The organism is Streptomyces sp. YKOK-I1, from assembly GCF_054660435.1.
The window spans coordinates 7,581,664-7,607,957 of sequence record NZ_BAAGDR010000001.1 but is presented as its reverse complement, the minus strand read 5'-3'; the positions used below and the strand labels follow the sequence as shown (position 1 = coordinate 7,607,957).

The 26,294-nt window shown below is 72.2% G+C and carries 23 protein-coding genes and 1 riboswitch; of the genes, 16 read left to right on the top strand and 7 right to left on the bottom strand.

Annotated features, from left to right (window positions below; genetic code table 11):
* The first annotated feature begins 78 nt into the window (after positions 1 to 78).
* Together ACYQ8Q_RS33945 and ACYQ8Q_RS33940 are read left to right on the top strand one after the other, a co-directional pair.
* On the top strand, positions 79 to 957 hold the full coding sequence (locus tag ACYQ8Q_RS33945; protein WP_460070437.1) for an ABC transporter ATP-binding protein: 879 nt from the start codon (positions 79 to 81) through the stop codon (positions 955 to 957).
* Positions 954 to 1,550 (top strand): histidine phosphatase family protein, encoded by a 597-nt coding sequence (locus tag ACYQ8Q_RS33940; RefSeq protein ID WP_460070436.1) that lies wholly within the window; start codon positions 954 to 956, stop codon positions 1,548 to 1,550. The genes ACYQ8Q_RS33945 and ACYQ8Q_RS33940 overlap by 4 nt, the downstream gene beginning before the upstream one ends.
* A gap of 55 nt (positions 1,551 to 1,605) precedes the next feature.
* Here ACYQ8Q_RS33940 and ACYQ8Q_RS33935 read toward each other — a convergent pair whose 3' ends face one another.
* Together ACYQ8Q_RS33935 and ACYQ8Q_RS33930 are read right to left on the bottom strand one after the other, a co-directional pair.
* Positions 1,606 to 2,358, bottom strand: a complete 753-nt coding sequence (locus tag ACYQ8Q_RS33935; RefSeq protein WP_460070435.1) for a CbtA family protein — start codon at positions 2,356 to 2,358, stop codon at positions 1,606 to 1,608.
* A gap of 19 nt (positions 2,359 to 2,377) precedes the next feature.
* A complete protein-coding gene (locus ACYQ8Q_RS33930) occupies positions 2,378 to 2,599 on the bottom strand; it encodes a CbtB domain-containing protein (RefSeq protein WP_055632059.1) in 222 nt (73 codons plus the stop codon).
* Positions 2,600 to 2,635: 36 nt separating this feature from the next.
* A riboswitch (cobalamin riboswitch) is annotated at positions 2,636 to 2,791 on the bottom strand.
* A gap of 289 nt (positions 2,792 to 3,080) precedes the next feature.
* On the opposite strand from ACYQ8Q_RS33930, the gene ACYQ8Q_RS33925 reads away from it, so the two are divergent.
* From ACYQ8Q_RS33925 to ACYQ8Q_RS33910, 4 genes are all read left to right on the top strand, one after another.
* Positions 3,081 to 4,361, top strand: a complete 1,281-nt coding sequence (locus ACYQ8Q_RS33925; RefSeq protein WP_460070434.1) for an extracellular solute-binding protein — start codon at positions 3,081 to 3,083, stop codon at positions 4,359 to 4,361.
* Positions 4,362 to 4,456: 95 nt separating this feature from the next.
* Entirely contained in the window at positions 4,457 to 5,308 is an 852-nt protein-coding gene (locus ACYQ8Q_RS33920) for a carbohydrate ABC transporter permease (protein WP_460073607.1), read from the top strand.
* Positions 5,305 to 6,123 (top strand): carbohydrate ABC transporter permease, encoded by an 819-nt coding sequence (locus ACYQ8Q_RS33915; RefSeq protein WP_460070433.1) that lies wholly within the window; start codon positions 5,305 to 5,307, stop codon positions 6,121 to 6,123. The genes ACYQ8Q_RS33920 and ACYQ8Q_RS33915 overlap by 4 nt, the downstream gene beginning before the upstream one ends.
* Before the next feature lie 88 nt (positions 6,124 to 6,211).
* The gene (locus tag ACYQ8Q_RS33910; protein ID WP_460070432.1) at positions 6,212 to 8,560 is read left to right on the top strand and encodes a glycoside hydrolase family 3 N-terminal domain-containing protein; all 2,349 of its coding nucleotides are present in this window, start codon (positions 6,212 to 6,214) and stop codon (positions 8,558 to 8,560) included.
* A 6-nt stretch (positions 8,561 to 8,566) separates the two neighbouring features.
* Here ACYQ8Q_RS33910 and ACYQ8Q_RS33905 read toward each other — a convergent pair whose 3' ends face one another.
* Positions 8,567 to 9,598: a LacI family DNA-binding transcriptional regulator gene (locus tag ACYQ8Q_RS33905; RefSeq protein WP_460070431.1), complete on the bottom strand. Its 1,032-nt coding sequence runs from the start codon at positions 9,596 to 9,598 to the stop codon at positions 8,567 to 8,569.
* Entirely contained in the window at positions 9,595 to 11,799 is a 2,205-nt protein-coding gene (locus ACYQ8Q_RS33900; RefSeq protein WP_460070430.1) for an RICIN domain-containing protein, read from the bottom strand. The genes ACYQ8Q_RS33905 and ACYQ8Q_RS33900 overlap by 4 nt, the downstream gene beginning before the upstream one ends.
* 274 nt (positions 11,800 to 12,073) lie before the next feature.
* Here ACYQ8Q_RS33900 and ACYQ8Q_RS33895 point away from each other — a divergent pair, with 274 nt between their 5' ends.
* The 3 genes from ACYQ8Q_RS33895 to ACYQ8Q_RS33885 all read left to right on the top strand — a co-directional run bounded on the left by ACYQ8Q_RS33895 (position 12,074) and on the right by ACYQ8Q_RS33885 (position 16,874).
* Positions 12,074 to 14,296 (top strand): MMPL family transporter, encoded by a 2,223-nt coding sequence (locus ACYQ8Q_RS33895; protein WP_460070429.1) that lies wholly within the window; start codon positions 12,074 to 12,076, stop codon positions 14,294 to 14,296.
* Positions 14,297 to 14,943: 647 nt separating this feature from the next.
* Positions 14,944 to 16,221 (top strand): sensor histidine kinase, encoded by a 1,278-nt coding sequence (locus tag ACYQ8Q_RS33890; RefSeq protein WP_460070428.1) that lies wholly within the window; start codon positions 14,944 to 14,946, stop codon positions 16,219 to 16,221.
* Entirely contained in the window at positions 16,218 to 16,874 is a 657-nt protein-coding gene (locus ACYQ8Q_RS33885) for a response regulator (RefSeq protein ID WP_460070427.1), read from the top strand. Before ACYQ8Q_RS33890 ends, ACYQ8Q_RS33885 begins: the two co-directional genes overlap by 4 nt.
* A gap of 6 nt (positions 16,875 to 16,880) precedes the next feature.
* Here ACYQ8Q_RS33885 and ACYQ8Q_RS33880 read toward each other — a convergent pair whose 3' ends face one another.
* Entirely contained in the window at positions 16,881 to 17,360 is a 480-nt protein-coding gene (locus ACYQ8Q_RS33880; protein WP_460070426.1) for an Lrp/AsnC family transcriptional regulator, read from the bottom strand.
* Between the two features lie 80 nt (positions 17,361 to 17,440).
* On the opposite strand from ACYQ8Q_RS33880, the gene ACYQ8Q_RS33875 reads away from it, so the two are divergent.
* The 3 genes from ACYQ8Q_RS33875 to ACYQ8Q_RS33865 are packed head-to-tail and all read left to right on the top strand — an operon-like array spanning position 17,441 to position 19,311.
* Positions 17,441 to 18,172, top strand: a complete 732-nt coding sequence (locus tag ACYQ8Q_RS33875; RefSeq protein ID WP_460070425.1) for an AzlC family ABC transporter permease — start codon at positions 17,441 to 17,443, stop codon at positions 18,170 to 18,172.
* Positions 18,165 to 18,491 (top strand): branched-chain amino acid transporter permease, encoded by a 327-nt coding sequence (locus tag ACYQ8Q_RS33870; protein WP_460070424.1) that lies wholly within the window; start codon positions 18,165 to 18,167, stop codon positions 18,489 to 18,491. The genes ACYQ8Q_RS33875 and ACYQ8Q_RS33870 overlap by 8 nt, the downstream gene beginning before the upstream one ends.
* A gap of 28 nt (positions 18,492 to 18,519) precedes the next feature.
* Complete coding sequence (locus tag ACYQ8Q_RS33865) at positions 18,520 to 19,311, top strand: thioesterase family protein (RefSeq protein ID WP_460070423.1); 792 nt, start codon at positions 18,520 to 18,522, stop codon at positions 19,309 to 19,311.
* 221 nt (positions 19,312 to 19,532) lie between these two features.
* Here the strand turns inward: ACYQ8Q_RS33865 and ACYQ8Q_RS33860 are convergent, their stop codons facing one another.
* Both ACYQ8Q_RS33860 and ACYQ8Q_RS33855 read right to left on the bottom strand, forming a co-directional pair.
* Positions 19,533 to 20,423, bottom strand: a complete 891-nt coding sequence (locus tag ACYQ8Q_RS33860) for a PhzF family phenazine biosynthesis protein (protein WP_460070422.1) — start codon at positions 20,421 to 20,423, stop codon at positions 19,533 to 19,535.
* 108 nt (positions 20,424 to 20,531) lie between these two features.
* Positions 20,532 to 21,224 (bottom strand): hypothetical protein, encoded by a 693-nt coding sequence (locus ACYQ8Q_RS33855; protein WP_460070421.1) that lies wholly within the window; start codon positions 21,222 to 21,224, stop codon positions 20,532 to 20,534.
* 261 nt (positions 21,225 to 21,485) lie between these two features.
* Between ACYQ8Q_RS33855 and ACYQ8Q_RS33850 the strand changes: the two genes are divergently transcribed.
* The 4 genes from ACYQ8Q_RS33850 (at position 21,486) to ACYQ8Q_RS33835 (ending at position 26,275) form a co-directional block, all read left to right on the top strand.
* Positions 21,486 to 22,838: a flavin-containing monooxygenase gene (locus tag ACYQ8Q_RS33850; RefSeq protein ID WP_460070420.1), complete on the top strand. Its 1,353-nt coding sequence runs from the start codon at positions 21,486 to 21,488 to the stop codon at positions 22,836 to 22,838.
* Positions 22,835 to 23,719, top strand: a complete 885-nt coding sequence (locus ACYQ8Q_RS33845; protein ID WP_460070419.1) for an SDR family NAD(P)-dependent oxidoreductase — start codon at positions 22,835 to 22,837, stop codon at positions 23,717 to 23,719. Before ACYQ8Q_RS33850 ends, ACYQ8Q_RS33845 begins: the two co-directional genes overlap by 4 nt.
* Positions 23,716 to 25,137 carry an aldehyde dehydrogenase family protein gene (locus ACYQ8Q_RS33840; protein WP_460070418.1) on the top strand — a complete coding sequence of 474 codons (1,422 nt, stop codon included), beginning with the start codon at positions 23,716 to 23,718 and terminating at the stop codon, positions 25,135 to 25,137. Before ACYQ8Q_RS33845 ends, ACYQ8Q_RS33840 begins: the two co-directional genes overlap by 4 nt.
* 61 nt (positions 25,138 to 25,198) lie before the next feature.
* Entirely contained in the window at positions 25,199 to 26,275 is a 1,077-nt protein-coding gene (locus tag ACYQ8Q_RS33835) for an AraC family transcriptional regulator (RefSeq protein WP_460070417.1), read from the top strand.
* The last annotated feature ends 19 nt before the right edge of the window (positions 26,276 to 26,294 follow it).

The following is a 26,294-nucleotide window of genomic DNA, read 5'->3' as shown; positions in this document are numbered from 1 at the left end:
GGATGTTCCGTGCCGCTCGCACGCCCCGTCCGTCCCGCCGCTCCCCCTGTTCCTTGCCGGTGCCCTGCTGTTGACCGGATGCGCCGGTTCCGCCGGTTCCGGAACGGCCCCCGCCAGGAGCACCGCTACCGGGTATCCCGTCACCCTCGACAACTGCGGGGAGAAGGTGCGCGTGGACAGCCCTCCACGGCGGGCCTGTGTGCCGACCGGGTCAGTCGGTCGGCCGACGGGACCCTGATCCTGGACGGGGTCGGCCTCGCCCCACGCCCCGGGACCGTCACCGGGCTGCTCGGCCCGAACGGCTTCGGCAAGTCCACCCTGCTGCGGCTGCTCGCCGGTGTCCTCGCCCCGTCCTCCGGCACCGTCACGCTCGACGGACGCCCGCTGGAGCGGGCGGGGCGCCGCGCCGTCGCCCGGCGGGTGGCCGTGGTCGAGCAACAGGCGGACACCCAGGTCGCGCTGACCGTCCTCGACGTCGTACGCCTCGGCCGGGTCCCGCACCGCAGGGCCTGGGCGCCCGCCTCCGCCGAGGACGAGGAGGCCGTCCGCTCCGCGCTGGCCCGCACCGGTCTGGCCGACAAAGCCGCCCGCCCCTGGCGGACACTGTCCGGCGGGGAGCGCCAGCGGGTGCAGATCGCCCGCGCCCTCGCCCAGCAGCCCCGGGAACTGCTGCTGGACGAACCCACCAACCACCTCGACATCCAGCACCAGCTCGCCCTGCTCACCAGCGTGGTCGCCCTGCACGACCTCAACCTGGCCGCGATGTACTGCGACCGGCTGCTCGTGCTGCGGCGGGGCCGTGTGGTGGCGGGCGGCACCCCGGAGGAGGTCCTCACCGAGGAGCTGATCGCCGAGGTGTACGGCGTCCGCGCCGCCGTCACCCGGGCCGCCCCCGGGGACCGCCCGCACATACGCTTCCTGGGCACGCTCCCCGCTCCTGGAGGAACCGCCACGTGACCAGCCGCGTCAGCTTCGTCCCGCCCGCGATGAACGACTCCCTGCGCCAGGCCCGTTTCGACGACGGATGCTCCCTCGACGCGGGCGGGCTGGCGCGGGCGCGGGCCGCCGCCGGATCCCTGCGCCCGGCGGTCCGGGTCCTGGTCTCCCCCAGTGCGCGCTGCCGGGAGACGGCGGCCGCCCTCGGTCTCGACGGGGTCGAGGAGGCTGACCTGGCGGGTCTGGACGTGGGGCGCTGGCGGGGTCTGACCCTCGCCGAGGTCGGCGCCGCCGAGCCACAGGAGGTCGGCCGCTGGCTCGCCGAACCCGACGCGGCGCCGCACGGCGGGGAGTCGGTGGCGGACCTGTGCGCACGGGTCGGCCGCTGGCTGCGGGCGGCGGCGGAGACGGACGGGCACACGGTCGCGGTGGTCGAGCCGGAGATCGTGCGGGCCGTGGTGGTGCGGGTGCTGGGGGCGCCGGCGGCGGCGTTCTGGCGGCTCGACGTGCCCCCGTTGAGCGTCACCTCGGTCAGCGGGCGGGACGGCCGGTGGAACCTGCGGCTCGGGCAGCCGCTGGACCCGGCCGGCGAATCAACGGACGACCGCGTATGACAGGGCCCCCGGACGGATCCGGGGGCCCTGTGCGTTCACCGTCCTTGCGGTCGGCTCACTGCGGGACGGTCACGGCCGTCCGCGCCGGCGCCTTCACGGGCCCGGGGTTCAGGAGCCGTTCGGCCAGTTCGCCGAAGACGAGGCCGAAGCCCGTCCACAGCGTGATCTGGAGAGCGAGGGTGGACAGGCGGAACCGCCACAGCAGGGTGGCCGGGAAGTCCGCCGGGACTTCGTTGATCGTGGGCAGGAACGCGTACGCCAGACCGATCAGGGTGACGAAGCCGAGGACGGCGACGACGGTGGCGTACCAGGTGCCGAGCCTCGGCGCGAGCCGCTTGCCGGCGATCACCGCGGCGATCGCGAGCAGCACACCGAGCAGCATCATCAGGAAGAACAGGGTGGTCCGTTTGGCGATCGTGTCGTGGTCGCCGACCGCGGGCGGGTTGGCCGGGTACTTCAGGAACGGCACGACGTACACGGCCAGCAGCGCGGCCCCCGACAGCAGCAGCGCCGTGGCCCGCGGGCCGAAGGGGCCGACCCGGCCGAGGGCGAAGCAGTAGGCGAGGGCGGCGACGCCGCCGAAGGCGACCCCGTAGACGAGGACGCCGGTGGCGAGACCGGCGGTGGACTGAAGGGAGCGGGAGACGAGTTCGACCTCGTGCTCGTGGGCGTGGGCCTCCTCGAAACCGATGGCGCTGTCGACGTTCGGCTCGCCCAGGAAGTAGGCGACGACGAGGGCGAGCACGCCGGCCGCGAGGCCGGCGAGCATGCCCCGCACCAGGAGGTTTCGCACGGTTGCGGAGTTCATGGCGGTGCGGCGTCCCTCGTCAGTGGCAGGGGAAGCCGAGCAGGTGGCGGGCGTCGTGCACCCACTCGTGGACTCCCTCGCCGGAGACGACGGAGGTGGCGCCCTGCTCGGCGCCGACGAAGTACAGCAGGACCAGCATGAGGATGCCGAAGAAGACCGCCCAGGGAGCGATGTCCTTCAGCGGGAGCTTGGCGGGAACGGCGGGTGCGGCGGTGGTCGGCTGGGCGACGTGCTGCGCCATGGCAGGGCCTCCTCTGGGAGTTCGCGTCCCATCTCGGTGGTGCACAGGACGACGGCCCCGGGTCTGACTCGCGGTCCGCCCCTCCACCAGGAGCGCACCGTTCACAGTGGCGCGACCGTGCCGGATTTCCACCGGCTTCCGTGTTTCCGTCGTCGATATCAGAGTGAAGGTACCGTGCCCCGGCGAACTGGCCAAGAGCGCACTGTCCGACGTGATCCGGCTCTCCTCGCTCCGGCCGTTCCGCCCCGGACGCTCGAAAATGTTTCGTAACCGGCGGTTTTCCCCTCCTTGTCCTGGCTGTGACGGCCGTGCCAGTGTCCCGGTCCAGCAGGCGAGCCGTCCGCGGCGAGGGCGGTCGAAAGCCTTTCGCGCGAGCCGCCCGGCCGCCTGCCGAACGGACAGGGCATGCCGAGCATGCCGGGAAGAAGAGAGGCAGAGCATGCACGGAATCCGGGTATTTCCGAGAACACGACGCGCGGCGGTGGCCGTGGTCACCGCGACGGCGGCGCTGAGCCTGCTCGCCGCGTGCGGGACGTCGGGGCCGGGCGGATCGTCGTCGGGGGGCTCGTCGTCGAAGGGCCTGACGATGTGGGCGCTGAACGACCAGACGATCCTCAAGGAGTCCGTCGACGCCTACAACAAGGACCACCCGGACGAGAAGATCACCCTGCGGCTGTTCGCGAACGACGACTACAAGCAGAAGCTGCGGGTGGCGTTCGGGGCGGACCAGGCCCCGGACATCTTCTTCAGCTGGGGCGGCGGCGCGCTGAACGACTATGTGAAGGCGGACAAGGTCGACGCCCTGACCGACGCTCAGGTGGGGCTGCTGCGGTTCACGCCGAGCGTGCTGCAGAGCGCCACGTTCAGCAGCAAGGTCTACGGCATACCGGCCAACGGGCTGGCCCCGGTGGTCCTCTACTACAACAAGAAGGTCCTCAAGGACGCGGGCGTGGAGGCGCCGACGACGTACGACGGACTGCTGGCCGCCGTGAAGAAGCTGAAGGGCGACGGGGTCACCCCGATCTCCCTCGCGGCGAACTCCAAGTGGCCGACGCTGATGTACCTGGAGTACCTGCTCGACCGCGAGGGCGGCTCCGAGGTGTTCACCAAGATCGCCTCCGGTGACGCCGCGGCCTGGAAGGACCCGGCGGTCACCGCGGCCAACACCCGCCTCCAGGAACTCGCGAAGGCCGGGGCGTTCGGCGACAACGCCTCCTCCGTCAGCTACGACCAGGGCGCCTCCACCGCGCTGCTCTACACCGGCAAGGCCGGGATGGAGCTGATGGGCACCTGGGAGTACGCCAACCTGGTCAAGGCCGCACCGGACTTCGTGAAGAAGGACCTGGGCTATGTCGCCTTCCCGTCGGTGTCCGGCGGCGCGGGCGACCCGAAGGCCATCGTCGGCAACCCCTCCAACTTCCTGTCCCTGAACTCGAAGAGCAAGAACAAGTCGGCGGCGCTCACCTACCTGAAGAACTACGTCCTGAACGGCGACCAGGTCGACGCCTATCTCGCGGCGGGCAGTGTGCCTCCGGTCAACGGACTGGACACCAAGCTGGCGGCGGTGAAGTCGGCCGACGACAAGAAGTGGCTGAGCTTCGTATACCAGCTGGTGCAGAACTCCCCGACGTTCCAGCTCTCCTGGGACCAGGCGCTCCCCTCCGACCAGGCGGATCCGCTGCTGACCAACGTGGACAAGTCGTTCCTGCGGCAGATCGAGCCGGAGGAGTTCGGCACGGCCATGAGCGAGGCGGCGCAGTAATGACCACGGTGGTCCGTACGCCGCGACCGGTCGCGTCCTCCACGACGCGGCCGGCCACGGCCCGTTCACGGCGCCGCCCGGGCGGTGCCCTGCTCATGGCGGCGCCCGCGCTGCTGCTGTTCGCTCTGTTCGGTCTGGTGCCGCTGGTCGGCGTGGTGGTGCTGAGCCTCTCCCGCTGGGACGGTCTGGGCTCGCTCGGCTGGGCCGGGTCCGCCAACTGGAGCGGGGTCCTCGCCGACGACGCCACCTGGCAGGCGCTCTGGCTCACCCTCAAGGTGATGGCGGTGAGCTGGCTGGTCCAGACACCGGTCTCACTGGCGCTCGGGGTGTTCCAGTCGCCCAAGGGGCGGCTGCGCGCGCTGTTCGCCGTGGTGTGGTTCCTGCCGCTGCTGCTGTCGGCCGTGGCGATCGGTCTGACCTGGCAGGCGCTGCTCGACCCGTCCTTCGGCATCGGCGCCACGCCCGGGCTGCACTGGCTGGCGCGGCCGCTGCTCGGCTCCCCCGACCTGGCTCTCTACACTGTGATCTTCGTGATCGCCTGGCAGTTCGTGCCGTTCCACGCCCTGCTGTACCAGGCGGGCATCCGGCAGATCCCGGTCTCGTTGTACGAGGCCGCCGCCATCGACGGCGCCGGTCCCGCGACCCGCTTCCTGCGGATCACGCTGCCGCAGCTGAAGTACACGCTGGTCACGTCGAGCACCCTGATGCTGGTCGGCTCGCTCACCTACTTCGATCTGATCTACGTCCTGTCCGGCGGCACGGGCGGCCCGGGCACCGCGACCCGGGTCCTGCCGCTGGCCATGTACATCACGGGTTTCCAGTCGCACGACATGGGCCGGGCCAGCGCGATCGCCACCCTGCTGGTGGTGTTCGGCCTCGCGCTGTCGCTGCTCACCACCCGCCTGTCCGGCTTCACCCGGATGGACAGCCAGCAGGAGGGCATGTGAACGCCTTGCGCAGAACCGTCGCCGGCGGCGCCGCCCTCGGGTGGACCGCGCTGGTCGTGGTCCCCGTGTACTGGCTGGTCGTCACCAGCCTGCGCGGGCGCGGCGACTTCACCACCGCCAGCCCGCTGTCCCTGCCCGGACACCCGACGCTGGAGAACTACCGGACCGTCCTGGACGGCGGCTTCACCACCTATCTGCTCAACAGCGTCGTCGTCACCGCCGCGACGGTCGCGGTCACCGTGGTCGTGGCCCTGATGGCCGCGTTCTCGATCGTCCGGCACGCCGACCGCTTCTCCCGGCTGACCTTCCGGCTGTATCTGCTGGGCCTGGCGATCCCGCTCCAAGCGGTGATCATCCCGGTCTATCTGCTGATCATCCGGATGCATATGTACGACAGTCTGCTCGCGATCGTGCTGCCCTCGGCGGCGTTCGCGCTGCCGGTCACCGTGATGATCCTGGTCAGCTTCCTGCGGGACGTGCCGCGTTCGCTGTTCGAGGCGATGGTCGTGGACGGCGCCGGGGACTGGCGCATGCTGTTCTCGCTCGCGGCGCCGCTGGCCCGGCCCGCGCTGGTGACGGTCGCGGTGTACGACGGCCTCCAGGTCTGGAACGGCTTCCTGTTCCCCCTGATCCTCACCCAGAGCGGCGACAAGGCCGTACTGCCGCTCGCTCTGACGCTCTACCGGGGCGAGTTCGGCATCGACGTGCCCGCGACGATGGCCGCGGTGGTGCTCTCCACCCTTCCCATGCTGGTGGTCTTCGTCCTCGCCAGACGCCGGTTGGTCGCCGGACTGACCGCCGGATTCTCCAAGTAACCGACCGCGTAACCCACCGCCGCAGACGAAGAGGCCGACGCCACGGGGGCGCCGGCCCTCCTCGGCATGCCCAAGAACGGAGTCGTGCATGACGACCACCACGCCGGACCCCTCTCGGCAGCTCTCCCCGGCGCGTCCCTGGACCGACGCCGCTCTCCCGGCCGGCGAACGCGTCGAGGCGCTGCTCGCCCGCCTCACCCTGGAGGAGAAGGTCGCCCAGCTCAGCAGCACCTGGGAGGACGTCGAACCGGCCGGCCCCGAGGTCGCCCCCGGCACCAGTCTCTTCGGCCGGGTCGGCGACCTCGACGAGACCGCCCGGCACGGCCTCGGCCAGCTCACCCGCCCCTACGGCACCGTGCCCCGGCCCGCGCTGGAACACGCCCGGCTGCTCGCGGCCCGCCAGCGGCAGATCATCGGGCAGAGCAGGTTCGGCATCCCTGCCATGGCGCACGACGAGTGCCTGACCGGCTTCACCACGTACGGCGCCACCATCTACCCCACCTCGCTCGCCATGGCGGCCACCTTCGACCCGGCGCTGATCGGCCGGGTCGGCGAGGCGATCGGCGCCGACATGGCCGAGGCCGGGGTCCACCAGGGCCTCGCCCCCGTCGTGGACGTGATCCGCGACTACCGCTGGGGGCGCTGCGAGGAGACGTACGGCGAGGACCCGTATCTCGTCGGGGCGATGGGCGAGGCGTATGTGCGGGGCCTGCAGAGCGCCGGGGTGTACGCCACGCTCAAGCACTTCGCCGGGTACTCGGCGTCGATGGGCGGCCGCAACCACGCCCCGGTCGGGATCGGCCCCCGCGAGCTGCACGACGTGATCCTGCCGCCGTTCGAGCGGATCGTGGCCGCCGGGGTGGGCTCGGTCATGAACTCGTACGCCGAGATCGACGGCGAGGCGCCCGCCGCGAGCCGCCGGCTGCTGACCGGGGTGCTGCGCGAGGAGTGGGGTTTCGAGGGGACCGTCGTCTCGGACTACTGGTCGCTGCCGTTCCTGGTGGACGCGCACCGGGTGGCGGCCGATCTGGCGGACGCCGGGGCGCGGGCGCTGTGGGCGGGCCTGGACGTCGAACTGCCGGACCAGCGCGGCTTCGGCGCGGCGCTGGTCGGGGCCGTCCGCGCGGGGAAGGCCGACGAGGCGGACGTCGACCGGGCGGTGCGGCGGGTGCTGCGGCAGAAGCTCGCGCTCGGGCTCCTGGACGCCGACTGGGATCCGGAGCCGCCCGCCCTGCGCGCGGGCGAGCTGGAGCTGGACAAGCCGGAGAACCGGCGGCTGGCCCGTGCGGTCGCCCGGGACAGTGCCGTGCTGCTGGCCAACTCCGGTGGTCTGCCGCTGCCGTCCGCCGGGCGGATCGCCCTGATCGGGCCGTGCGCCGACGACGTCCGCACGATGTTCGGCTGCTACAGCTTCCCCAACCATGTCCTCTCCGACCGCGAGGACCTCGGCAACGGGGTCGAAGCGGTGTCGCTGCGCGCCGCGCTGGCCGCTGAACTCCCGGGTGTGGACTGGCGGTTCGCCGAGGGCTGCCCGGTGCGGGAGCCGGACCGGTCGGGGATCGCGGGCGCGGTCGCCGAGGCCGCGGGCGCGGACGCGGCCGTGGTGGTGGTCGGCGACAAGGCCGGGATGTTCGGCATCGGGACCTCGGGCGAGGGCTGTGACGTGGAGGATCTGCGGCTGCCCGGGGTGCAGGAGGAGCTGGTGGAGGCCGTGCTGGCGACGGGAACGCCGGTGGTGCTGGTGGTGAGCAGCGGGCGGCCGTACGCCGTGGGCCGGTTCGCCTCCGGTACGGCGGCCCTGGTGCAGGTCTTCCTGCCGGGCGAGGAGGGCGGCCGCGCGGTAGCCGAACTCCTCGCGGGGACCACGAACTTCAGCGGCAAGCTGCCCGTGCAGATCCCGCGTACGCCCGCCGGCCAGCCGTACACCTATCTGCACCCGCCGCTGGGCGACCGGCAGAGCTGGCTGTCCAACCTCGACCCGACGCCGGCCTTCCCCTTCGGGCACGGGCTGTCGTACACGACGTTCGCCGTCGACGGACTGACCGTGGACCGTGAACTGGTGCCCACGGACGGGCGGTTCACGGTGTCGGTGCGGGTGCGCAACACCGGGCCGCTGGCCGGCGCGGAGACGGTCCAGCTGTACGTCACCGACCCGGTCGCCCAGGTCACCCGGCCGGTGCGGGAGCTGCTGGGCTTCGCCAAGGCCGCGCTGGAGCCGGGCGAGGAGGCCACGGTCCGCTTCGAGGTGCACACCGACCGGCTGGCCTTCACGGGGCTGGACGGCCGGCGGATCGTGGAACCCGGCGAGATCCTGCTGTACGCCGGGTCCTCCAGCGGGGACACCCCGGCGCACGCGAGCCTGCGGCTCGTGGGCGAGCAGCGCGACGCCGTCGTCGTACGGCATCACGACGTGCCCGTGACGGTCGTACGGGGCTGACGCCCCTCAGGTGCTGCGGGGCTTGGACGTCGAGGTCCGCAGCACCAGTTCCGTCGCCAGTTCGATGCGCGGGGAGGCGGGCGGGCGGCCCTCGGCCGTCTGGAGCAGGACCCGGGTCGCCTCGCGGCCCAGCTCCTCGAAGGGCTGGCGCACCGCGCTCAGCGGCGGGCAGGCCATGGCCGCCACCAACGTATCGTCGAAGGACATCACCGCGAGGTCGTCCGGCACACGCAGTCCGTGCTGCCGGGCGGCCTCCAGCACGCCCAGCGCCTGTGCGTCGCTGGCGGCGAACACGGCCGTCGGCGGCTGCTCGGCGCGCAGGATGTGCAGGGTGGCGGTGAGCGCCTCGCCGTAGTCGAAGTCGGTGGAGCGCACGAGGGCCGGGTCGTAGTCGATGCCGGCCTCCTCCAGCGCGGCCCGGTAGCCGTGCAGACGCGCGGAGCCGGCCAGCGAGTGGGAGCGCCCGGCGACCATGCCGATCCGTCGGTGCCCGAGGCCCAGCAGATGCTGTACGGCCTCCCGCGCACCGCTCCAGTTCGTCACGCCGATGCTCGGGATGTCCGAGGACGGGGCGCTGAGCGGGTCCACCAGCACGACCGGCAGCCGCTGCTCGACTATCCGGCGCTGGTCCTCCTCGGCCAGCATCGAGATCACGATGACCAGGCCCGCGGCGCCGAGCGCCACGCACTCCTCAAGCCACTGGGAGATCGACCGCCGGCCCGTGGTGCCGGTGATCACGTCGATGCCGAGTTCACCGGCCGCCTCCACGATCCCGCGGACGACCTCCAAAGTGTAGGGACCGGAGAGGTCGCGGAACACGGCGATGATCTGCCGTGGTGCCGCGGCCTCCCGGTCCCAGGAGCGGACATAGCCGTGCCGGTCAAGCAGTTCCTCGACCCGGGTGCGGGTCGCCGCGCCCACGTCGCGGCGCCGGTGCACCACTTTGGAGACGGTGCTGAGCGAGACGCCCGCTTCCTGGGCGATGTTCGTCAGCAGTCCGTACTGCGCGTCCAGCCGGCCCTTGTCCGATATGGTCACTGTGTCTGTCGGCTCCACTTCTGGGTGGCGTTGCCGAGCGGCGTCCACAACTGGACCGGAGATCCGTTGGCGGTGCCCCAGTTGGTGACGTCCACGGCGAGACCATTGGAACGGTTGACGACCGTTCCGTCCAGACGGAACGACCACTTCTGGCTGGACTTGCCGTTGCAGGCCCACAGGATCACCTTGGTGCCCGCGGTGGTGCCGTCCGCGTTCGCCGCCAGGCACTTCCCGGAGATCCGCAGCTCACCGGCGGTGGTCTGGGTGATCGTCTGGTTGGCGTTGCCGGAGCAGGTGTAGATCTGCACCTGGACGCCGGTCTGGCCGTTGGGCACGTCCAGGCACTTGCCGGAGTTGGCGCCCTTCAGCGTGAAGGAGGCGTCCGTGGGCAGCGGGTCCTGGACGAGCTGCCAGTCCTGGGAGCCGTCGTCGGCCGAGGCGGCCAGGGTGACGGCGCCGCCGGCGGTCGCACCGCTCATGTAGAGCGAGGTGTTCTTGACGGAGCGGAGCTTGTAGTAGCCGCTGGTGGAGGAGGCGACGAGGGTCCAGCGCTTGTCGGTGGCGTCGTCGTCGACCCACTGGGCGAGCTTCTGCCCGGCGGTGGCGGCGCCGGTCCAGATGGCCACCGCCCGGCCGCCCGCCTTGTTCAGGAGGGTGACGTCGGAGCCCTTGGTCTGGGTGTGCCAGCGCTGGGTGTCGTCCGAGGAGCTGACGGCGGCCGTGACGAGGTCGGCCACGTTCCCGGTGAGGTTGGCGTCCTGCGTCTTGCCGCTCGCCGGGCTGAGGGCCTGGCCGGTGAGGCGGTTGACCAGGGTGTAGTAGGCGCCGTCGGAGCGGCCGAGGTCGACCTCGGCGTACTTCACGGGTCCGACGCTGCCGCCGCTCCAGGAGGCCTGGAGGATCAGGACGCGTCCGGTGCCGTCGACGTACTGGAGGTTACGGCTGTACCCGCCGGCGATCGTTGTCTGGTACTGCTTCCAGGTGCCGGTGCTCGTGCCGGACTCGTTGACCCAGACGCTGCCGCTGCCGGCCGCGTTGTAGACGATCCGGCCGTCGGGCATCGGCAGCAGCACCGGGCTGCCGCCGGTGGAGAGCGCGGAGCCGCCGGAGGGCACGGGGAGCGAGGTGATCGCGGCGTCGGTGGCCGAGAAGAACGTCAGCGGGTCGTCGCCGAGGCGGTAGCGGACGTTGGTGCCGCCGCCCCAGTACTCGTACGTCATCAGCCACTTGCCGTCGGTGGTCGGGGCGATCGTCGTCATGCCGGGGCGGCCGCCGCCGATCTCCGTCTTCCCGCCGCCCATGGTCACCGTGGAGCCGGGGACGTCGACCACCGGGGCGCTCCAGGCCGTGCTCGTGCCGTCCCAGGTGCGGTGGACGAGGACCTGGCCGCCGGAGTCGGTCGCCGTGTCGTTGTCCGGGTCGAGGACCGGGACGCCGGTGGTGGTGTTGTAGCCGGTGTAGTCGTTCTCGTCGGAGTAGTAGGCGATCAGCTTGCCGCCCCGGGCGTACAGATGGGGTTCCCAGACGGGGTCGACCTGGGCGTGGGTGTTGGCGGACGAGACCCGGCCGATCGCCCCGGCGCTGCCGCCCTGCCAGCCGCCGGCGGCGATGATGTTCTCGAAGCTCCAGGTCGCCCCGTCGTCCGTGCTGGCGTACAGGGCGAGGGCGACGTCCTTGCGGTCGCCGTCACCGGAGGGCGTCCAGCTGGAGTTCGCCGCCTTCTGCTCCTGGTAGTAGTAGTCGTCCCCGGAGACCACGCTCGCCAGCAGCAGGGTGCCCTCGGCGAGGTTGCCGACCTTCTGCGGGAGGACGTAGAGATAGGGGTTCGTCCAGTTGCTCGTGTACTTCGCGTACTGCGTGTCGTTCGACAGGTACGCGGGTGCCTGGATGTCGGCGAGCTTGGCCCAGGTGGTGCCGTCGTCGTCGCTCTTGTAGACCGGCATGGTCTGCCCCACCGGAGCGCTCTCACTGTCCTCGAAGGTCGCCACGATCCGCCCGTCGGGCAGTTGGGCGGACTTCGGGTAGAGCACACAGGGGTTCTTGTTGCAGGCGGCGGGATTCGCCGCGACGTACAGGTTGGCGGTGCTCGGCTGATACGCCGACGCGTTCGAGGCGGTGGCGATGGCGTATGCCAGGCCGATGGTGGCGGCCGTCGCTGCCGCGAGGGCCTTTCTCGCCCATGTGTCCACCCATGTGTTCATGAATAACGAAACCCTTTCGTGCCCACTGTTCGGGAAAGTCAGTATTGGGACGCGATACGGCCGTGTCACGAGCTCGTTTCCGAAAATGTTTCGCATTCCGGCAGGTCTCGGGAGTTGACGCGGACAGCGGCGAACGGACCGGTACCGCGGTACCGGTTCCCCGGCGGAACCGGTACCGCGGTGCCGGAAGGGCGCGGAGTTCCGCTCCTAGCGTGGGCCCGGGGCCGATCGGTCCCTGTCCCCCGTAGCGAGCCCTCCTGGTGGGAGTACTTCCGTGGCCACCTTCCTCTACCGTCTCGGCCGGCTGGCGTTCCGGCGACGACGACTGTTCCTGATGGCGTGGATCGTCGTGCTGGCCGCCGTGGGCGTGGGCGCCGCCCGTGTCTCCGGCGGCACGACGGACGACTTCACGCTGCCCGGCACCCAGTCCGAGAAGGCGATCGACCTGCTGGGGAAGGAATTCCCGCAGGCCTCGGCCGGCGGCGCGACGGCCCGGGTGGTGTTCGAGGCGCCCGCGGGGCAGAAGCTGACCTCCGCCGCCCACCAGGGCGAGATAGCGGCGCTGGTCGCCGGGTTGAGGTCGGCGCCGCAGGTGGCGAGCGTCTCCGAGCCGTTCACGAGCGGGCTGGTGAGCGAGGACGGCACGATCGCCTACGCCCAGGTCACCTACAAGGTGCCGAAGGCCGGTCTCACCGACGCCGCCCATGACGCGCTGGAGAAGGTCGCGAGGGAGGGCGAGGCATCGGGACTGACCGTCAGCATGGGCGGCACCGCCGTCGAGGAGAAGGCGGGCAGCAAGGCGGCCGAGCTGATCGGACTCGTCGTCGCCGCCCTCGTCCTCGTGATCACCTTCGGCTCGATGACCGCCGCCGGTCTGCCGCTCCTCACCGCGATCATCGGCGTGCTCGCCGCCCTCCTGTGCATCACCGTCGCCACCTCGTTCGTGGACATGGCCTCGGCGTCCTCGACGCTGGCGCTGATGCTGGGGCTGGCCGTGGCGATCGACTACGCGCTGTTCATCGTCTCCCGCCACCGCGACGAGATCCGCCAGGGGCACGCGCCGGAGGAAGCGGCCGGGCGGGCCCTGGGCACCGCCGGTTCGGCCGTGGTGTTCGCCGGGCTGACCGTGATCATCGCGCTGGCGGGGCTGAGCGTGATCGGCATCAAGATGCTCACCAGCATGGGGCTGGCCGCCGCGTTCGCGGTCGCCGTCGCCGTGGTCGTCGCGCTGACCCTGCTGCCCGCGGTGCTCGGCTTCGCCGGGACGCGGATCATGAAGGGGCGGCTCACCAGCGCGCGGCACCGTGCGGAGGAGCGCGGCGAGCGCGAGGCGATGGGCGTGCGCTGGGGCCGGTTCGTCACCCGCAACCCGGTGAGGATGCTGGTGGTGTCGGTGCTCGGGCTCGGTGTGCTGGCGCTGCCCGCGACCGGTCTGCGGCTGACCCTGCCCGACGACAGCATGGCCTCCCCCGGCTCCACCCAGCGGATCGCCTACGACACCCTGAGCAAGGCCTTCGGGCCCGGCTTCAACGGACCGCTCACCGTGGTCGTGGACGCCCGCGGCAGCGACGACCCCCAGCAGGCCGCGCAGGACGCGTACGCCATGCTCGGCACTCTCGACGACATCGCCACCGTGCGCCCGGCGGCCTTCAACGAGGCCGGGGACGTCGCGCTGATCGGCGCGATCCCCCAGAGCTCCCCGACCAGCGAGGCCACCCAGGACCTGGTCACCGAGATCCGCGGTCACGCCGCGGCCCTGAAGAAGGACACCGGCGCCGATCTGATGGTCACCGGCACCACCGCCGTGAACATCGACGTGTCACGGAAGCTGGGCGACGCCATGGTGCCCTACCTGGCCATCGTCGTCGGCCTCGCGCTGATCCTGCTCCTGCTGGTGTTCCGCTCGGTCCTCGTCCCGCTCAAGGCCGCCCTGGGCTTCCTGCTCAGTGTGGTCGCCACCCTGGGCGTGCTGGTCGCGGTGTTCCAGTGGGGCTGGCTGAAGGACGTCTTCGGCGTCGACCAGACCGCGCCGATCGTCAGCGTCCTGCCCATCCTGCTGATCGGTGTCGTCTTCGGACTCGCCATGGACTACGAGGTGTTCCTCGTGACCCGGATGCGCGAGGAGTACGTCCACGGGGCCGAGCCGGTCGAGGCGGTCGTCGCGGGCTTCCGGCACGGGGCGCGCGTCGTCACCGCCGCCGCCGTCATCATGATCTCGGTGTTCGCCGGCTTCCTCCTCGACGACGCGGCACTGGTCAAGTCGATCGGTCTCGGCCTGGCCTCGGCGGTGCTCTTCGACGCCTTCGTGGTCCGGATGACCATCGTCCCGGCCGTGATGGCCCTGGTCGGGCGCCGGGCCTGGGCCCTGCCGAAGTGGCTGGACCGAATCCTGCCGGACGTGGACGTGGAGGGCGAGAAACTCCGCCACGCCCTGAACTCCCGCACCACGGCCACCACCGACCAGACCCCGGCACCACAGCCAACCCCGCAATGCTGACCTCACCGGGCAACTACGACAGGACCGGAGCCGATACGGCGGGGCGACCTCACAGGGCAGCAGCCAACCCAGCAGGACCGACCCGGCAGAGCCACAGCCGATACGGCAGAGCCGACCTCGCAAAGCCGCAGCCGATACGGCAGGACCGACCTCACAAACCCTCAGCCGATACGGCAGGACCGACCCAGCAAAGCCTCAACCGATCCCAGACCGCCGAACCGGCGGGCCAACCCGGCACGGCCGTCGCCGACGCGGCAAGGCCGACCCCACGGAGCCGGAGCCACCCCGGCAAGGCCGACCTGCAGAGCCACACCGACCCGGCAGGACCGACCTCATCCGGCCAGACCGCGGCCCGGCGGGGCGGCGGGCGTCGGTGCGGCAGGGCCGACCCGCAGAGCCGCTGCGACCCGGTGGGGACCCACCTCATACGGCCAGACTGCCCGCCCGGCGGAGCCGAACCGCGGGGCCGTAGCCCGTGCGGGAGGGCCGGTCCCGTGCAGCCGGATCGTCGGCACGGCAGGGTCGCCGTCGTCGGTCGTCGGGGCGGTCGTACGATCCCCACCTCGGCGGCGGTCGGCGCCGGCCGTCGTTCGAAGGCACCGTCCGCCGGTCCTCTCCCCCCGCCTGCACCGTGAAGGGCGCGTCCCGTGACCGCACCACCAGCCCCCGCCCGCCCCGCCCAGTGGCCCCGGCTGTCCGAGCCGCCGACGAGCGACCTGGAGCAGCGGGTGATCGCCTCGCTCGTCAGCCGGGCCGCCGCCGTGAAGACGGCGGACCTCGCGCACCCCCGGTACCGGCGCTGGGGCGTGCCCGCCCTGTGTGCGGCGCTCGGCGTGCCGTCCCTGCTGAACCCGGCCAACGCCGCCGCCGTGCCGACCCAGCTGGGGCTGCTCGTCGCGTTCTGCGTACCGCTGCTGTGGCGGGAACGGTTCCCGGTGACGGTGTTCGCCCTCACCACGACCGTGTCCGCGGTGGCGCTCGGCGTCGGCACGTTCAACGGGGCCGACGCCGCCCGGGCCATCGCGCTGTTCAACGTCGGCCGGCACAGCTCGCCGCGCCGACTGGTCCTCGCCCTCGCGGTGACCGTCGTCCAGATCGTCGTCTGGGCGACCGTGTACTGGACCGGCGGTCAGCTGGAGCACGTGACCCGGCCCGAGGTGGTGACGGCGCTCGCGATCGCGGCGATGGGCGCGTTCGCCGGCCTCGGTCTGGCCGGTCGGATGGTGGACGTGGTGGTGCACGGGCTGGAGAAGGAGCGCGACCAGCAGGCCCTGCTGGCGGCCGCGCGCGAACGCGCCCGGGTCTCCCGCGAGATGCACGACATCCTCGGCCACACCCTCGCCGTCGTCGTCGGCCTCGCCGACGGCGCCGCCGCGCTCGCCCCGCAACGCCCCGAACGCGGCGCGGAGACCCTGCGGATCATCGCCGAAAGCGGCCGGGACGCCCTCGGTGAACTGCGTCGGCTGCTCGCGGTCATCGGCGCCGACGACACCCCGCACGGGGACGCCCCGCTCGCCCCGCAGCCGGGCCTGGCCGAGCTCGACGCCCTGCTGGAGCGGTTCCGGGCGGCGGGCCCGACCGTCGCCCTGCACACGGAAGGCGACCCGTCCGGTCTGTCCCAGGGCCTCCAGCTCGCCGTGTACCGGATCGTCCAGGAGGCCCTCACCAACACCCTCAAGCACGCCGCGCCCGACACGTCCGTCACCGTCACCCTCACCACCGGTGACGTCGTACGCCTCACCGTCGAGGACACCGGTCCCGCCCGCCCCGCGACGACACACGGCGGCGGCCGGGGCCTGGTCGGCATGCGCGAGCGGGCCGCCCTCTACCGGGGCGAGGTCACCTCGGGCCCCAACGCGCACGGCGGCTGGAGCGTCCACGCCCGTCTCGTCCCCACCATCCCTCTGGAGAACCGCCCGGCATGACCACCGTCCTCATCGTCGACGACCAGGCCCTGCAACGCCTCGGCTTCCGCATGCTGCTGGAGGCCCAGCCCGACATGGCGGTGGCCGGAGAGGCCGCGAGCGGCAGCGAGGCCGTCCGGCTGACCGCCGAACTGCGCCCCGACGTGGTCCTGATGGACGTCCGGATGCCCGGTATGGACGGCATCGAGGCCACCCGCCGGATCGTCGGGTCCGGGGGCCGTTCCCGGGTCCTCGTGCTGACCACGTTCGACCTCGACGAGTACGCCTACGACGCGCTGCGCGCCGGGGCCAGCGGGTTCTTCCTCAAGGACGCGCGCCCCGACGAACTCGTGGTCGGCATCCGTGCCGTGGCCGCGGGCGACTCCGTCGTCTCCCCGGGCGTCACCCGCCGGCTCATCGACACCTACACCAGTCGGCACGCCCGCCGTACGCCCGCCCAGGAACGCCGGCTCGGCGATCTCACCCCCCGTGAACACGAGGTCCTCACCGCTCTCGCGGGCGGCGCCACCAACGCCGAGATCGCCGAGGCCCTCCATCTCGCCGAGTCCACCGTCAAGTCCCACGTCAGCCGGATCCTCACCAAGATCGGCGCCCGGGACCGCGTCCAGGCGGTGATCTTCGCCTATGACGTGGGTCTGGTCCGGCCCGCCTGACGCCCGCTACGGGCGCCTGCCACGGGCGCTTGCTACGGGTGCTTGCCACGGGGCCGCCTTGATCGTCTTCATGGTGAAGTGCGAGGTGACGTTCCTGATCCTGGGGATGGTCATGACCCGTCGGCTCAGGAACTCCTCGTACGCGGGCAGATCGGCGACGGCCACGCGCACGAAATAGTCGGGGCTGCCGAACAGCCGGCGCAGTTCGAGGACCTCCTCGGCCTGCGCGAGGGTCTCCTCGAACCGCTCGACGGTCGCCGCGTCCTGCGCCTCCAGACTGAGGTCGATCAGCACCTCGAAGGAGCGGCCCACGGAGGCGGGGTCGATCACCGCCCGGTACCCCCGGACGATCCCGTCGGCCTCCAGCCGCTGCACCCGGCGCAGACAGGGACCGGCGGTCAGCCCGACCCGCTGGGCCAGCTCCACGTTGGTCAGCCGCCCGTCCCGCTCCAGCTCGGCAATAATTGCTCTGTCGATGGCATCCACGAGGAGAATATTGCAGGGAAGAAGGGACACCGAGCAATATTCGCAACCATGTGTCGCGGCTTCTGCGGGACCATGGACCCGTGCCCCACGACATGCTCACCCCCTCCCTCGCACCGCCCCCGGTCACCCGCCGGACCCAGCTGGCCCAGGGCGTCCGCGACTCGTTCTCGGCGGGCCTCGGCATCTTCCCGCTGGGCATCGCCCTCGGACTGCTGGTCATGCAGGCGGGTCTGCCCTGGTGGCTCGCCCCGGCCCTGTCCCTGGCCACGTTCGCCGGCTCCCTGGAGCTGCTGCTGGTGGGGATGGTGGCCACGGTCACCCCGCTCGCCGCGGTCGCCCTGACCGTGCTCGTGGTGAACTTCCGGCATGTCTTCTACGCCTTCTCGTTCCCGCTCCACCTGGTCAGGCACCCGGTGGCGAAGGCGTACGCGGTCTACGCGATGATCGACGAGGCGTACGCCGTCAACGCCTCGCTGCCCGAGCGCGAGCGCTCCGCACCCCGGCTGCTGGCGATGCAGATCGCCTGCGAGACGTACTGGGTGGGCGGCGGAGTGGCCGGGATCGCCCTCGGCGCGGTCCTGCCCGGCCCGGTCAAGGGGCTGGAGTTCGCCCTGTGCGCGCTGTTCACCGTGCTCACCCTGGACGCGTTCCGCTCCCGCGCGGAGCTGCCGTCCCTGCTGCTCGCGGGCGCGAGCGTCACCGTCGCCCTCGTGCTGACCCCGGGCCTGGCGATGTTCACCGCGCTGCTGCTGTTCGTCGCGCTGCTCCTGGTCCGCCACCTCGCCACGACCCGGAGGGTCGCCGATGCCTAGCACCCCGTACCTCCTGGCCGTCCTCGCGATCGCCTTCACGATCACCCTGGCGCTGCGCGCCGTCCCGTTCGCCGTGCTGGGGCGGCTGCGCGACTCGGCGGTCGTGCGGAGCCTGGCGGTGTGGATGCCGGTCGGCATCCTGGCCGTCCTCGCCGTGACCGCGCTGCACGGCACGGTCACCACCGACCCGGGCGGCATCTGGTACGCGCCGCTCGCGGTCGCCGTCACCGTCGCCGTCCATCTCGCCTTCGGGCGCCGCACGATCCTCAGCGTCGGCGCCGGGACGGCCGTGTACGTCCTCCTGCTCAACACGCTCTGATCCGCCGACCCGCCGGGAGAACCGCCCGTTGAACGCCGACAGCTACTTCGAGCCCATCGACGACCACCGCTACAAGCCGACACCGCACGTGAGCGGGGCCTGGGACCCGGACGAGCAGCACTTCAGCCCGCTCGGCGGACTCGTCGTCCACGCGCTCGACCGGCACCGGGCGGCCGGACCGGACGACGGTCTGCTCCTCTCCCGGATCAGCTACGACATCCTCGGCCGCCTGGCCCTCGACGAGTGCGAGATCCGGGTGGAGACCGTCCGGCCCGGGCGGACCATCGCCCTCCTCGAAGCGGTGGTGAGCATCGCCGGACGACCGGCCGTCCGGGCCCGTGCCTGGTACCTGGCCGCCCTCGACACCACCGCGGTCGCGGGCGCGCCCGAGGACCGCGCCACCCCACCGGAGTCACTGTCCTCCTGGCCCCTGTCCGAGGTCTGGCCCGGCGGTTACATCGCCTCCCTCGACGTCCGCCCGGCGGCACCCCCGCGGCCCGGCCGTACGACCGCCTGGATCTCCACCCCGCTGGACCTGGTCGCCGGGGCGACCGTCAGCCCGCTCGCCTCGTACCTCGCACTGGTCGACACCGCCAACGGCATCGCCGTACGGCAGCCGCCGACCGCGTGGATGTTCCCGAACGTCGATCTGACGGTCCATCTGCACCGTCAGCCGCGGGGCCGGTGGACCGGGCTGGACACGACGGTCGCCTTCGGCCCGACCGGCCAGGGCCTCACGAGCACGGTCCTGCACGACGTCGACGGGCCGGTGGGTTCCGCCCAGCAGATCCTCACGGTCCGGCCGCTGCCGGGCATGTGAGACGGCGGCCGGCCGGGGGACGTGCCGACGTCATCGTTTCGCGCAGAGATCCCGGACGGTGGTCACATGGGGGGCGGTGAGGGCGGAAAACACGACGGCGACCCCAGGCCCGCCTCCACCCTGCACAGCAGCGTGGACAGTTCGCCTGAATCGATCGGATGCACCTCACCGATCACCGATCACCGATCACCGAGGGCCCGGGTGGGCGGGTGTCCCGGTCATCAGGGCAGCGCCCGAAGCAGTCCCTCGCCGACGAAGGCGACCTCGCCGCCGACCCGGACGGAGGGAATGTCCTCGCCGTGTCCGCGGGCGCTGATCGTCATCTCGCCGGCGCGCCCGGTGAACCGGCCCTGCCTCAGCGTGACGGCTTCCCCGTCACCGATCCGGCCGTACCGGCGCAGGTGGGCGGCGGCGCACCCCGCCCCGCTGCCGGTGGCCACGTCCTCGGTCAGCCCGTCGTTGTTCCAGTGCCGCGCCTCCATTCCCGTGGCGTCGAGGACGTACGCGAACCGGGCGCCGAGGCCCGTCAGCCGTCCGGTGATGTCCGAGGCGATACGGGCGCGCTCCAGCACCCCCGCACGGACGGGGAGCACGAGATAGCGCAGCCCCGTCGAGACGACTTCCGGGGGCAGATCGGGATCGAGGTCCCCGGCCTCCAGCCCGAACCAGCCGGCGATCTCCGCCGCCCGCGCCGGGTCAGGACACCCGAGGAAGACCGCTCGCCCCTGGTCCAGCACACCCGCGTACCGTCCGGGCCCGCGCCGTTCCGTCGCCACCGTCACGGTGCGGGCCTTCAGCCGCAAGGTCCAGCACGCGCGCTCACGCTCACGCCCGCCTTCGCCGGACCCGTGCAGGGCGTGGAGCACACAGGCGGCACCGATGACCGGATGCCCGGCGAAGTCCAGCTCCTCGGCGAGATCGAAGACCCGCGCCTCCCAGACCGGGCCGTCCATCGTCTCCTCCCGGGCCAGGAAGACCGACTCGAAGTGGCGCAGCTCCTGGGTGATCCGCTGCATCTGGTCACCGGTGAGCCCGGCTCGGTCCGGGAAGACCGCGAGGCTGTTGCCGCTGTAGGGCAGACCGGTAAAGACGTCGACGTGGTGGTAGCGCATACCACCGACGCTACGGACCACCCACCCCCAAAGGAACCGGCCACCCACCGGCCCCCGGTTCCCTGCTGCCCTACGCCGAACACATCCTCGCCCTGTCCGCGGAGCTCCTCACCGCCTCCGCACCGGCGGTCCGCGGCAGCGCGGCGCCGGCACCCACCGCCCGGGGTCCCCGATCTGTCCGAGTCCCCCCGCGCGTCCGTGCGCCGCTTCTGCGTCGGCTGTCTCGCTCACGACCCGGCCGTCGTCGGGCTCGCCGTCACCAGCTTCGGGGAGGACCGGATCGTCCTCGGCAGCGACCGGCCCCATCCGACGGGCGCCCAGGATCCACGGACGCTCGTCGCGCACCGCGGCGAGGACTTCGTCCGCAACGGGCCGGCACGCGTCACGGGAGTTGCAGGGAAGGCGGCGTGATCTCCACGCCCGCCGCGGCCCTGGTGCCGTCGGTCCGGAAGACCAGAAGACCGGAAGAAGCGTGCCGCACAGCAGGACGGCGGCCGCGGTCAGCATCGCCGCGCGCATGGCGGGGACGGGACCCGAGCGGCGTACGGCGGCCAGGCCCACGAAGCTGCCCGCGCCCGCGGCCGGCGTGAGGGCGACGGTGAGGGTGGTCATCGCCAGGGCCGACAGGCCGAGACGGCTCTCCGCCGCGGGCACGGTGGTGGACACGGCGGCCACCGCCGCGCCCTGGGCGGCGAACACGGTGGCCGTGACCCGGCGGGCCCCGCGAGCGGGCCGTTTCTCGCGGACCGGGACGGAGCCGTCGCCCCGACGGTTGCGGTCATGGGGCCCTCTTCCTGTCACGGACCGTGGCCGGGCCTGCGTGTGCGAACGGGGACAACCGCAGGAATGCGGACCGGCCCGGCGGAGGACGCCGACGGCCATCCGCAGGACCCTGGCGGCCGGGAACCGCCGGCCCGGGCGAGGCAGGTCGCCCCGTGCCGGGCCGGTCAGCGGAGGTGGCCGCCACGGTCCCCTTTGTGGCCGCACAGGCCAGTCCGCGGGCGGCTCCGGCCTGCCTAAGTTCCTCCCACGCCGAACGTGGCGACGAGAGGAGGTGGACTCGTGAAGGAGTCCGCATACGACACGTGTGTCATCGGAGCGGGTCCCGCGGGGCTGGCGGTGGCACGGGCGCTCGGTGAGCGAGGCCTTCCCTGCACGCACATCGAGCGGCACACGGGTCCGGGCGGCCTGTGGGACATCGACAACCCGGGCAGCCCGATGTACGAGTCGGCGCATTTCATCTCCAGCCGGACCCTCTCGGGCTTCGGCGGCTGGCCGATGCCCGACCACTTCGCCGACTACCCCTCGCGACAGCAGGTCCTGTCGTATCTGACGTCCTTCGCCGACGCGTACGGGCTGACGGAGCGGATCGAGTTCGGCACCGAGGTCCGTGACGTGGCGAAGAACCCGGACGGCACCTGGACGGTCACCCGGGCCGACGGGCGGGCCGGCCGGTACGGGCAGGTCGTGGTCTGCACCGGCTCGCAGTGGCACCCCAACGTCCCCGAGATCCCGGGGGACTTCAGCGGCGAGATCCGGCACACGATCGGCTACCGCAGCAGCGACGAACTCCGCGGCAGGCGGGTGCTGGTGGTCGGTGCGGGCAACTCCGGCTGCGACATCGCCTGCGACGCGGCCCGCGCCGCCGACCACGCGGAGATCAGCATGCGCCGCGGCTACTGGTTCATCCCCAAGCACCTGTTCGGCAGGCCCGTGGACACCCTCGAAGGGGTCGGTCCCCGGATGCCCAAGTGGCTGGAGCAGAAGCTGTTCGGCGCGCTCCTGCGGATCGTCAACGGCGATCCGCGCCGCCTCGGCCTGCAGAAACCGGACCACAAGCTCTTCGAGACCCATCCGACGGTCAACTCGATGCTGCTGCACCATCTGCAGCACGGCGACATCACCGCGCGGCCCGGCATCCTGCGGGCCGAGGGCCGTACCGTCCATTTCACCGACGGCAGCAGCAACGACTTCGACCTGATCCTGCTCGCGACCGGCTACGTCCACAAAGTGCCCGTCGCACAGCGCTACTTCGGCGACGAGCAGCACCCCGACCTGTATCTGTCGTCGTTCTCGCGCGAGCACGAGGGGCTGTTCGGCGTCGGCTTCCTCGAGACCAACTCCGGCGCCTATCAACTGTTCGACGCCCAGGCGCAGTTGATCGCCGGCTTCATCGAGGACACCCGCCGGGGCAGGCCGAACGCCGAGCGGTTCGCCCGTATGATCCGGGGCGACCGTCCGGACCTGTCCGGCGGCCTGCGGTTCGTGGACTCCCCGCGCCACACCGGCTACGTCGACAGCGCCGCGTACACCAAGTACCTCACGAAGGTCGCCGCCGCCATGGGCTGGCCCACCGAGGGCCGCCCGCCCGCGGTGCCCGCCGGCCGCCGCGGCAGCAGGGAGGCCGTGGCATGAGCGGCTACGACTGCACCGGCAAGGTGATGCTGGTGACCGGCGGCGCGGGCGGCATCGGCAGCGCGCTGTGCCGGCGGTTCGCGCTCGGCGGCGCCGTGTGCGTCGTCGTCGACATCGACGGTGAGCGGGCGCGGCGGGTCGCGGACGGCCTGCCCGGCACCGGTCACCTCGGCCTCGGCTGCGACCTGCTGGACCGGGCGGGGGTGGCCGCCCTCTTCGCGCACGTCGCCTCCGCCTTCGGCCGCCTCGACGTGCTGGTCAACAACGTCGGCATGACCAGCACCGAGCGGTTCGACGTGCGCGAGGTGGAGAGCATCGAGCCGGAGATCGACCTCAACCTGCTCTCCCCGCTCGTCGCGACCCGGCTCGCCCTCCCTCTGCTGAGGGCCTCCGCCGACCCCCGCGTCATCACCACGGTGTCCCTGGCGGGCATCTTCCCGCAGGGCGAGACCCCCATCTACGCGGCGTCGAAGTTCGGGCTGCGCGGCGCCATGCTGTCCATCGCCCTCGACCTGGGCGACAAGGGCATCCGGGTCGGCTCGGTCCTGCCGTCGGCCACGGACACCCCGATGCTGCGCCGGGAGGCCGTCGACGGCGGCAACTCCCTGCAGTTCCAGGACCCGCCGCAGCAGCCGTCCGATGTCGTCGCCGCGGTGGTGAGCATGCTCGACCGGCCCCGGCTGGAGGTGTATCCCCGCCCGGGCGAATCCCGTCTGGTCCGCTGCTCGATGCTGGTGCCTAACCTCCTCCCCAGGCTCCTCCCGCTGTTCCGCAGACGCGGCGAGCGCGGTCTGGCCCGCTACCTGGAGGACCTTCGCCGCAGAGGACTGGCCCGGCAGACCGACGGCCGCTGGGAACTGGTGCAGGAGGCCCGCCCGTGACGACGGACCCGAACGGCGGCCTGCTCACCGTCGTCAACCCGGCCACCGGAGCGACGCTCGGCACCCTGCGCGCCACCACCGCCGCGGAGGTGGACCTGGCCGTGGAGCGGGCCCGCCGTGTCTTCGACAGCGGGGTGTGGGCCGGGCGGCCTCCCCGGGAGCGGGCCGCGGTCCTGCTGCGCCTCGCCGACCTGATGGAGCGCGACGCGGAGATCCTGGCCCGCCTGGACTGCGAGGACGCGGGCAAACCCGTCACGGAATGCCGCACCGGCGACGTGCCCGGCGCGATCGAGTCGATCCGCTGGTTCGCGGAGGCGGCCGACAAGGTCTTCGGCCGTATCGCGCCCACCGGGCACGACCACCTCGGTCTGATGAGCCGGGAACCCGTCGGGGTGGTCGCCGCCGTCCTGCCGTGGAACTACCCGCTCGCCATGGCCGCCTGGAAGATCGGCCCCGCTCTCGCCGCGGGCAACAGTCTGCTGCTCAAACCCGCCGAAGCCACCCCGCGCTCGGCCCTCCACCTGGCACGGCTGGCGACGGAGGCGGGACTGCCGGACGGCACGCTCGCCGTCCTGCCCGGCCACGGCGCACAGGCCGGCCGGGCGCTCGCGCGTCACCCCGGGATCGGTGCGCTGTCGTTCACGGGCTCGACGGCGACCGGGCGGCGGATCCTGGCCGATGCCGCGGAGACCAACTTCAAGCGGGTGTCCCTGGAGATGGGCGGCAAGAGCCCCCAGGTCCTGATGCCGGACGCGCTGGACTTCGGCGCCGACCTCATCGACGACATGATCGAGGCCGCGTTCCTGACGACAGGGCAGAACTGCACGGCCGGCTCCCGGATCCTGGTCCACGAGGACATCGCCGCCGAGGTCGTCGCACGGTTCACCGCAGCGGCCGGGGCCCTGGTCGTCGGCGACCCGGCCGAGCCCGGCACCCGGACGGGACCGCTGATCAGCAGGGCGGCGCGGGACCGGGTCGCCCGCGCCGTGGCCGGGGCGGTCGCCGCGGGAGCCGTGGCCCACACCGCCGGACTGCCGGCCGGACTGCACCCGCACGGGGCCTACTACCCGCCCACGGTCGTCACCGGCGCTCCCGACGGCAGCGCGGTCCTCACCGAGGAGCTGTTCGGCCCCGTGGTCACCGTCCAGACCTTCGCCAGCGAACAGGAGGCGATCCGGACGGCGAACGCGACCCCCTACGGCCTCGCCGCCTCCCTGTGGACCCACGACCTCGACACCGCCTTCCGCCTCGCCCGCGGCATCCAGGCCGGAGTGGTCTCCGTCAACGCCTACAGCGAGGGCGACATCACCGCGCCCTTCGGCGGCTGGAAACAGTCCGGATTCGGCGGGGCGGAGCGGTCCACCGACGCCTTCGCCCAGTGGACCAGGGAGAAGACGGTCTGGATCCGCACCCGCTAGGGCGGCCGAACCCCGATGCGCCTGCCTAGAGTGGTCGCCAGTACGGCCCTGGAGAGAAGCCATGCCCGACCCACCGCGTCCGGAGAACGGCACCACGCGCAGCACCTCGGCGACGATCTCCCCGAACATCCTGCGCTACCTCAGCCGGATCACCGCCGAGTACGGCGTCGATCTGCGCCCCGAGCTCGCGCACGTGGGTCTCACCGAGACCCTGATGCGATCGGCGGCCCTGCGCGTCTCCTACCGCCAGGGCAGTGCCGTCATCCGGCGCGCCGTCGAGCTGACCGGTGACGAGAACCTGGGTCTGCGGGTCGGGGCCGCGCAGCACCTCACCGCGTGGGGCCTCCTGGGTTTCGCGATGCTCGCCGGCGACACCCTCCAGGTGGCCATCGAGACGGGTGTGCGCTTCCAGAACGTGTCCGGGGCCATGACCGTCTGGTCGGCCGGCCGGGAGGGCTCCGACTACGTGGTGCGGGCCGACCTCCCGGACCCGGTGGTCGATCCGGGCGTCGGCGTCTTCCTGGTCGAGGAGGCGTTCTCCAGCGTCGTCACGCTGGGCCGCCTCGCCGCCGGCAGCGGCCTCACGCCCCGGGAGGTCCACTTCGCCTTCCCCGCCCCGCACGACGTCCGGCCGTTCCGCGACCTCTTCCGCTGCCCTCTGTCCTTCGGCGCCGCCCGCAACCGGATGGTGGTGCCGCAGGCGTGGGTCAACCGGCCGATGCCGGGCCGCGATCCCACCACCTACGCCTCGACGCTCGAACTGCTCGAAGCGCAGATGGCCTCACGGCGCCGGCAGCAGGACCTCCTGGAAGTGCTGGAGATCTCCGTGGCGCAGTGCCTGCCGGTGGTCCCCTCGTTCGCCGAACAGGCCCGTCGCCACGCGTCCAGCGAACGCACCCTGCGCCGCCGGCTGGCCGACTGCGGCACCTCCTACGAGGCGATCGTCGAGGGCGTCCGCCGCGAACGCGTCGAGCAACTCCTGCACCGCCCCCACCTCACCCTCCGCGAGGTGGCCCGCCAGGCGGGCTTCTCCGACGAGCGCGCCCTGCGCAGAGCGGTCCACCGCTGGCACGGCATGGCCCCTCTGCAACTGCGCGAGGGCTTCCGTTCCGGGGAGGGCGGGACCAGGCCGGTGTAAGCCGTCCGGAACCCCGTGC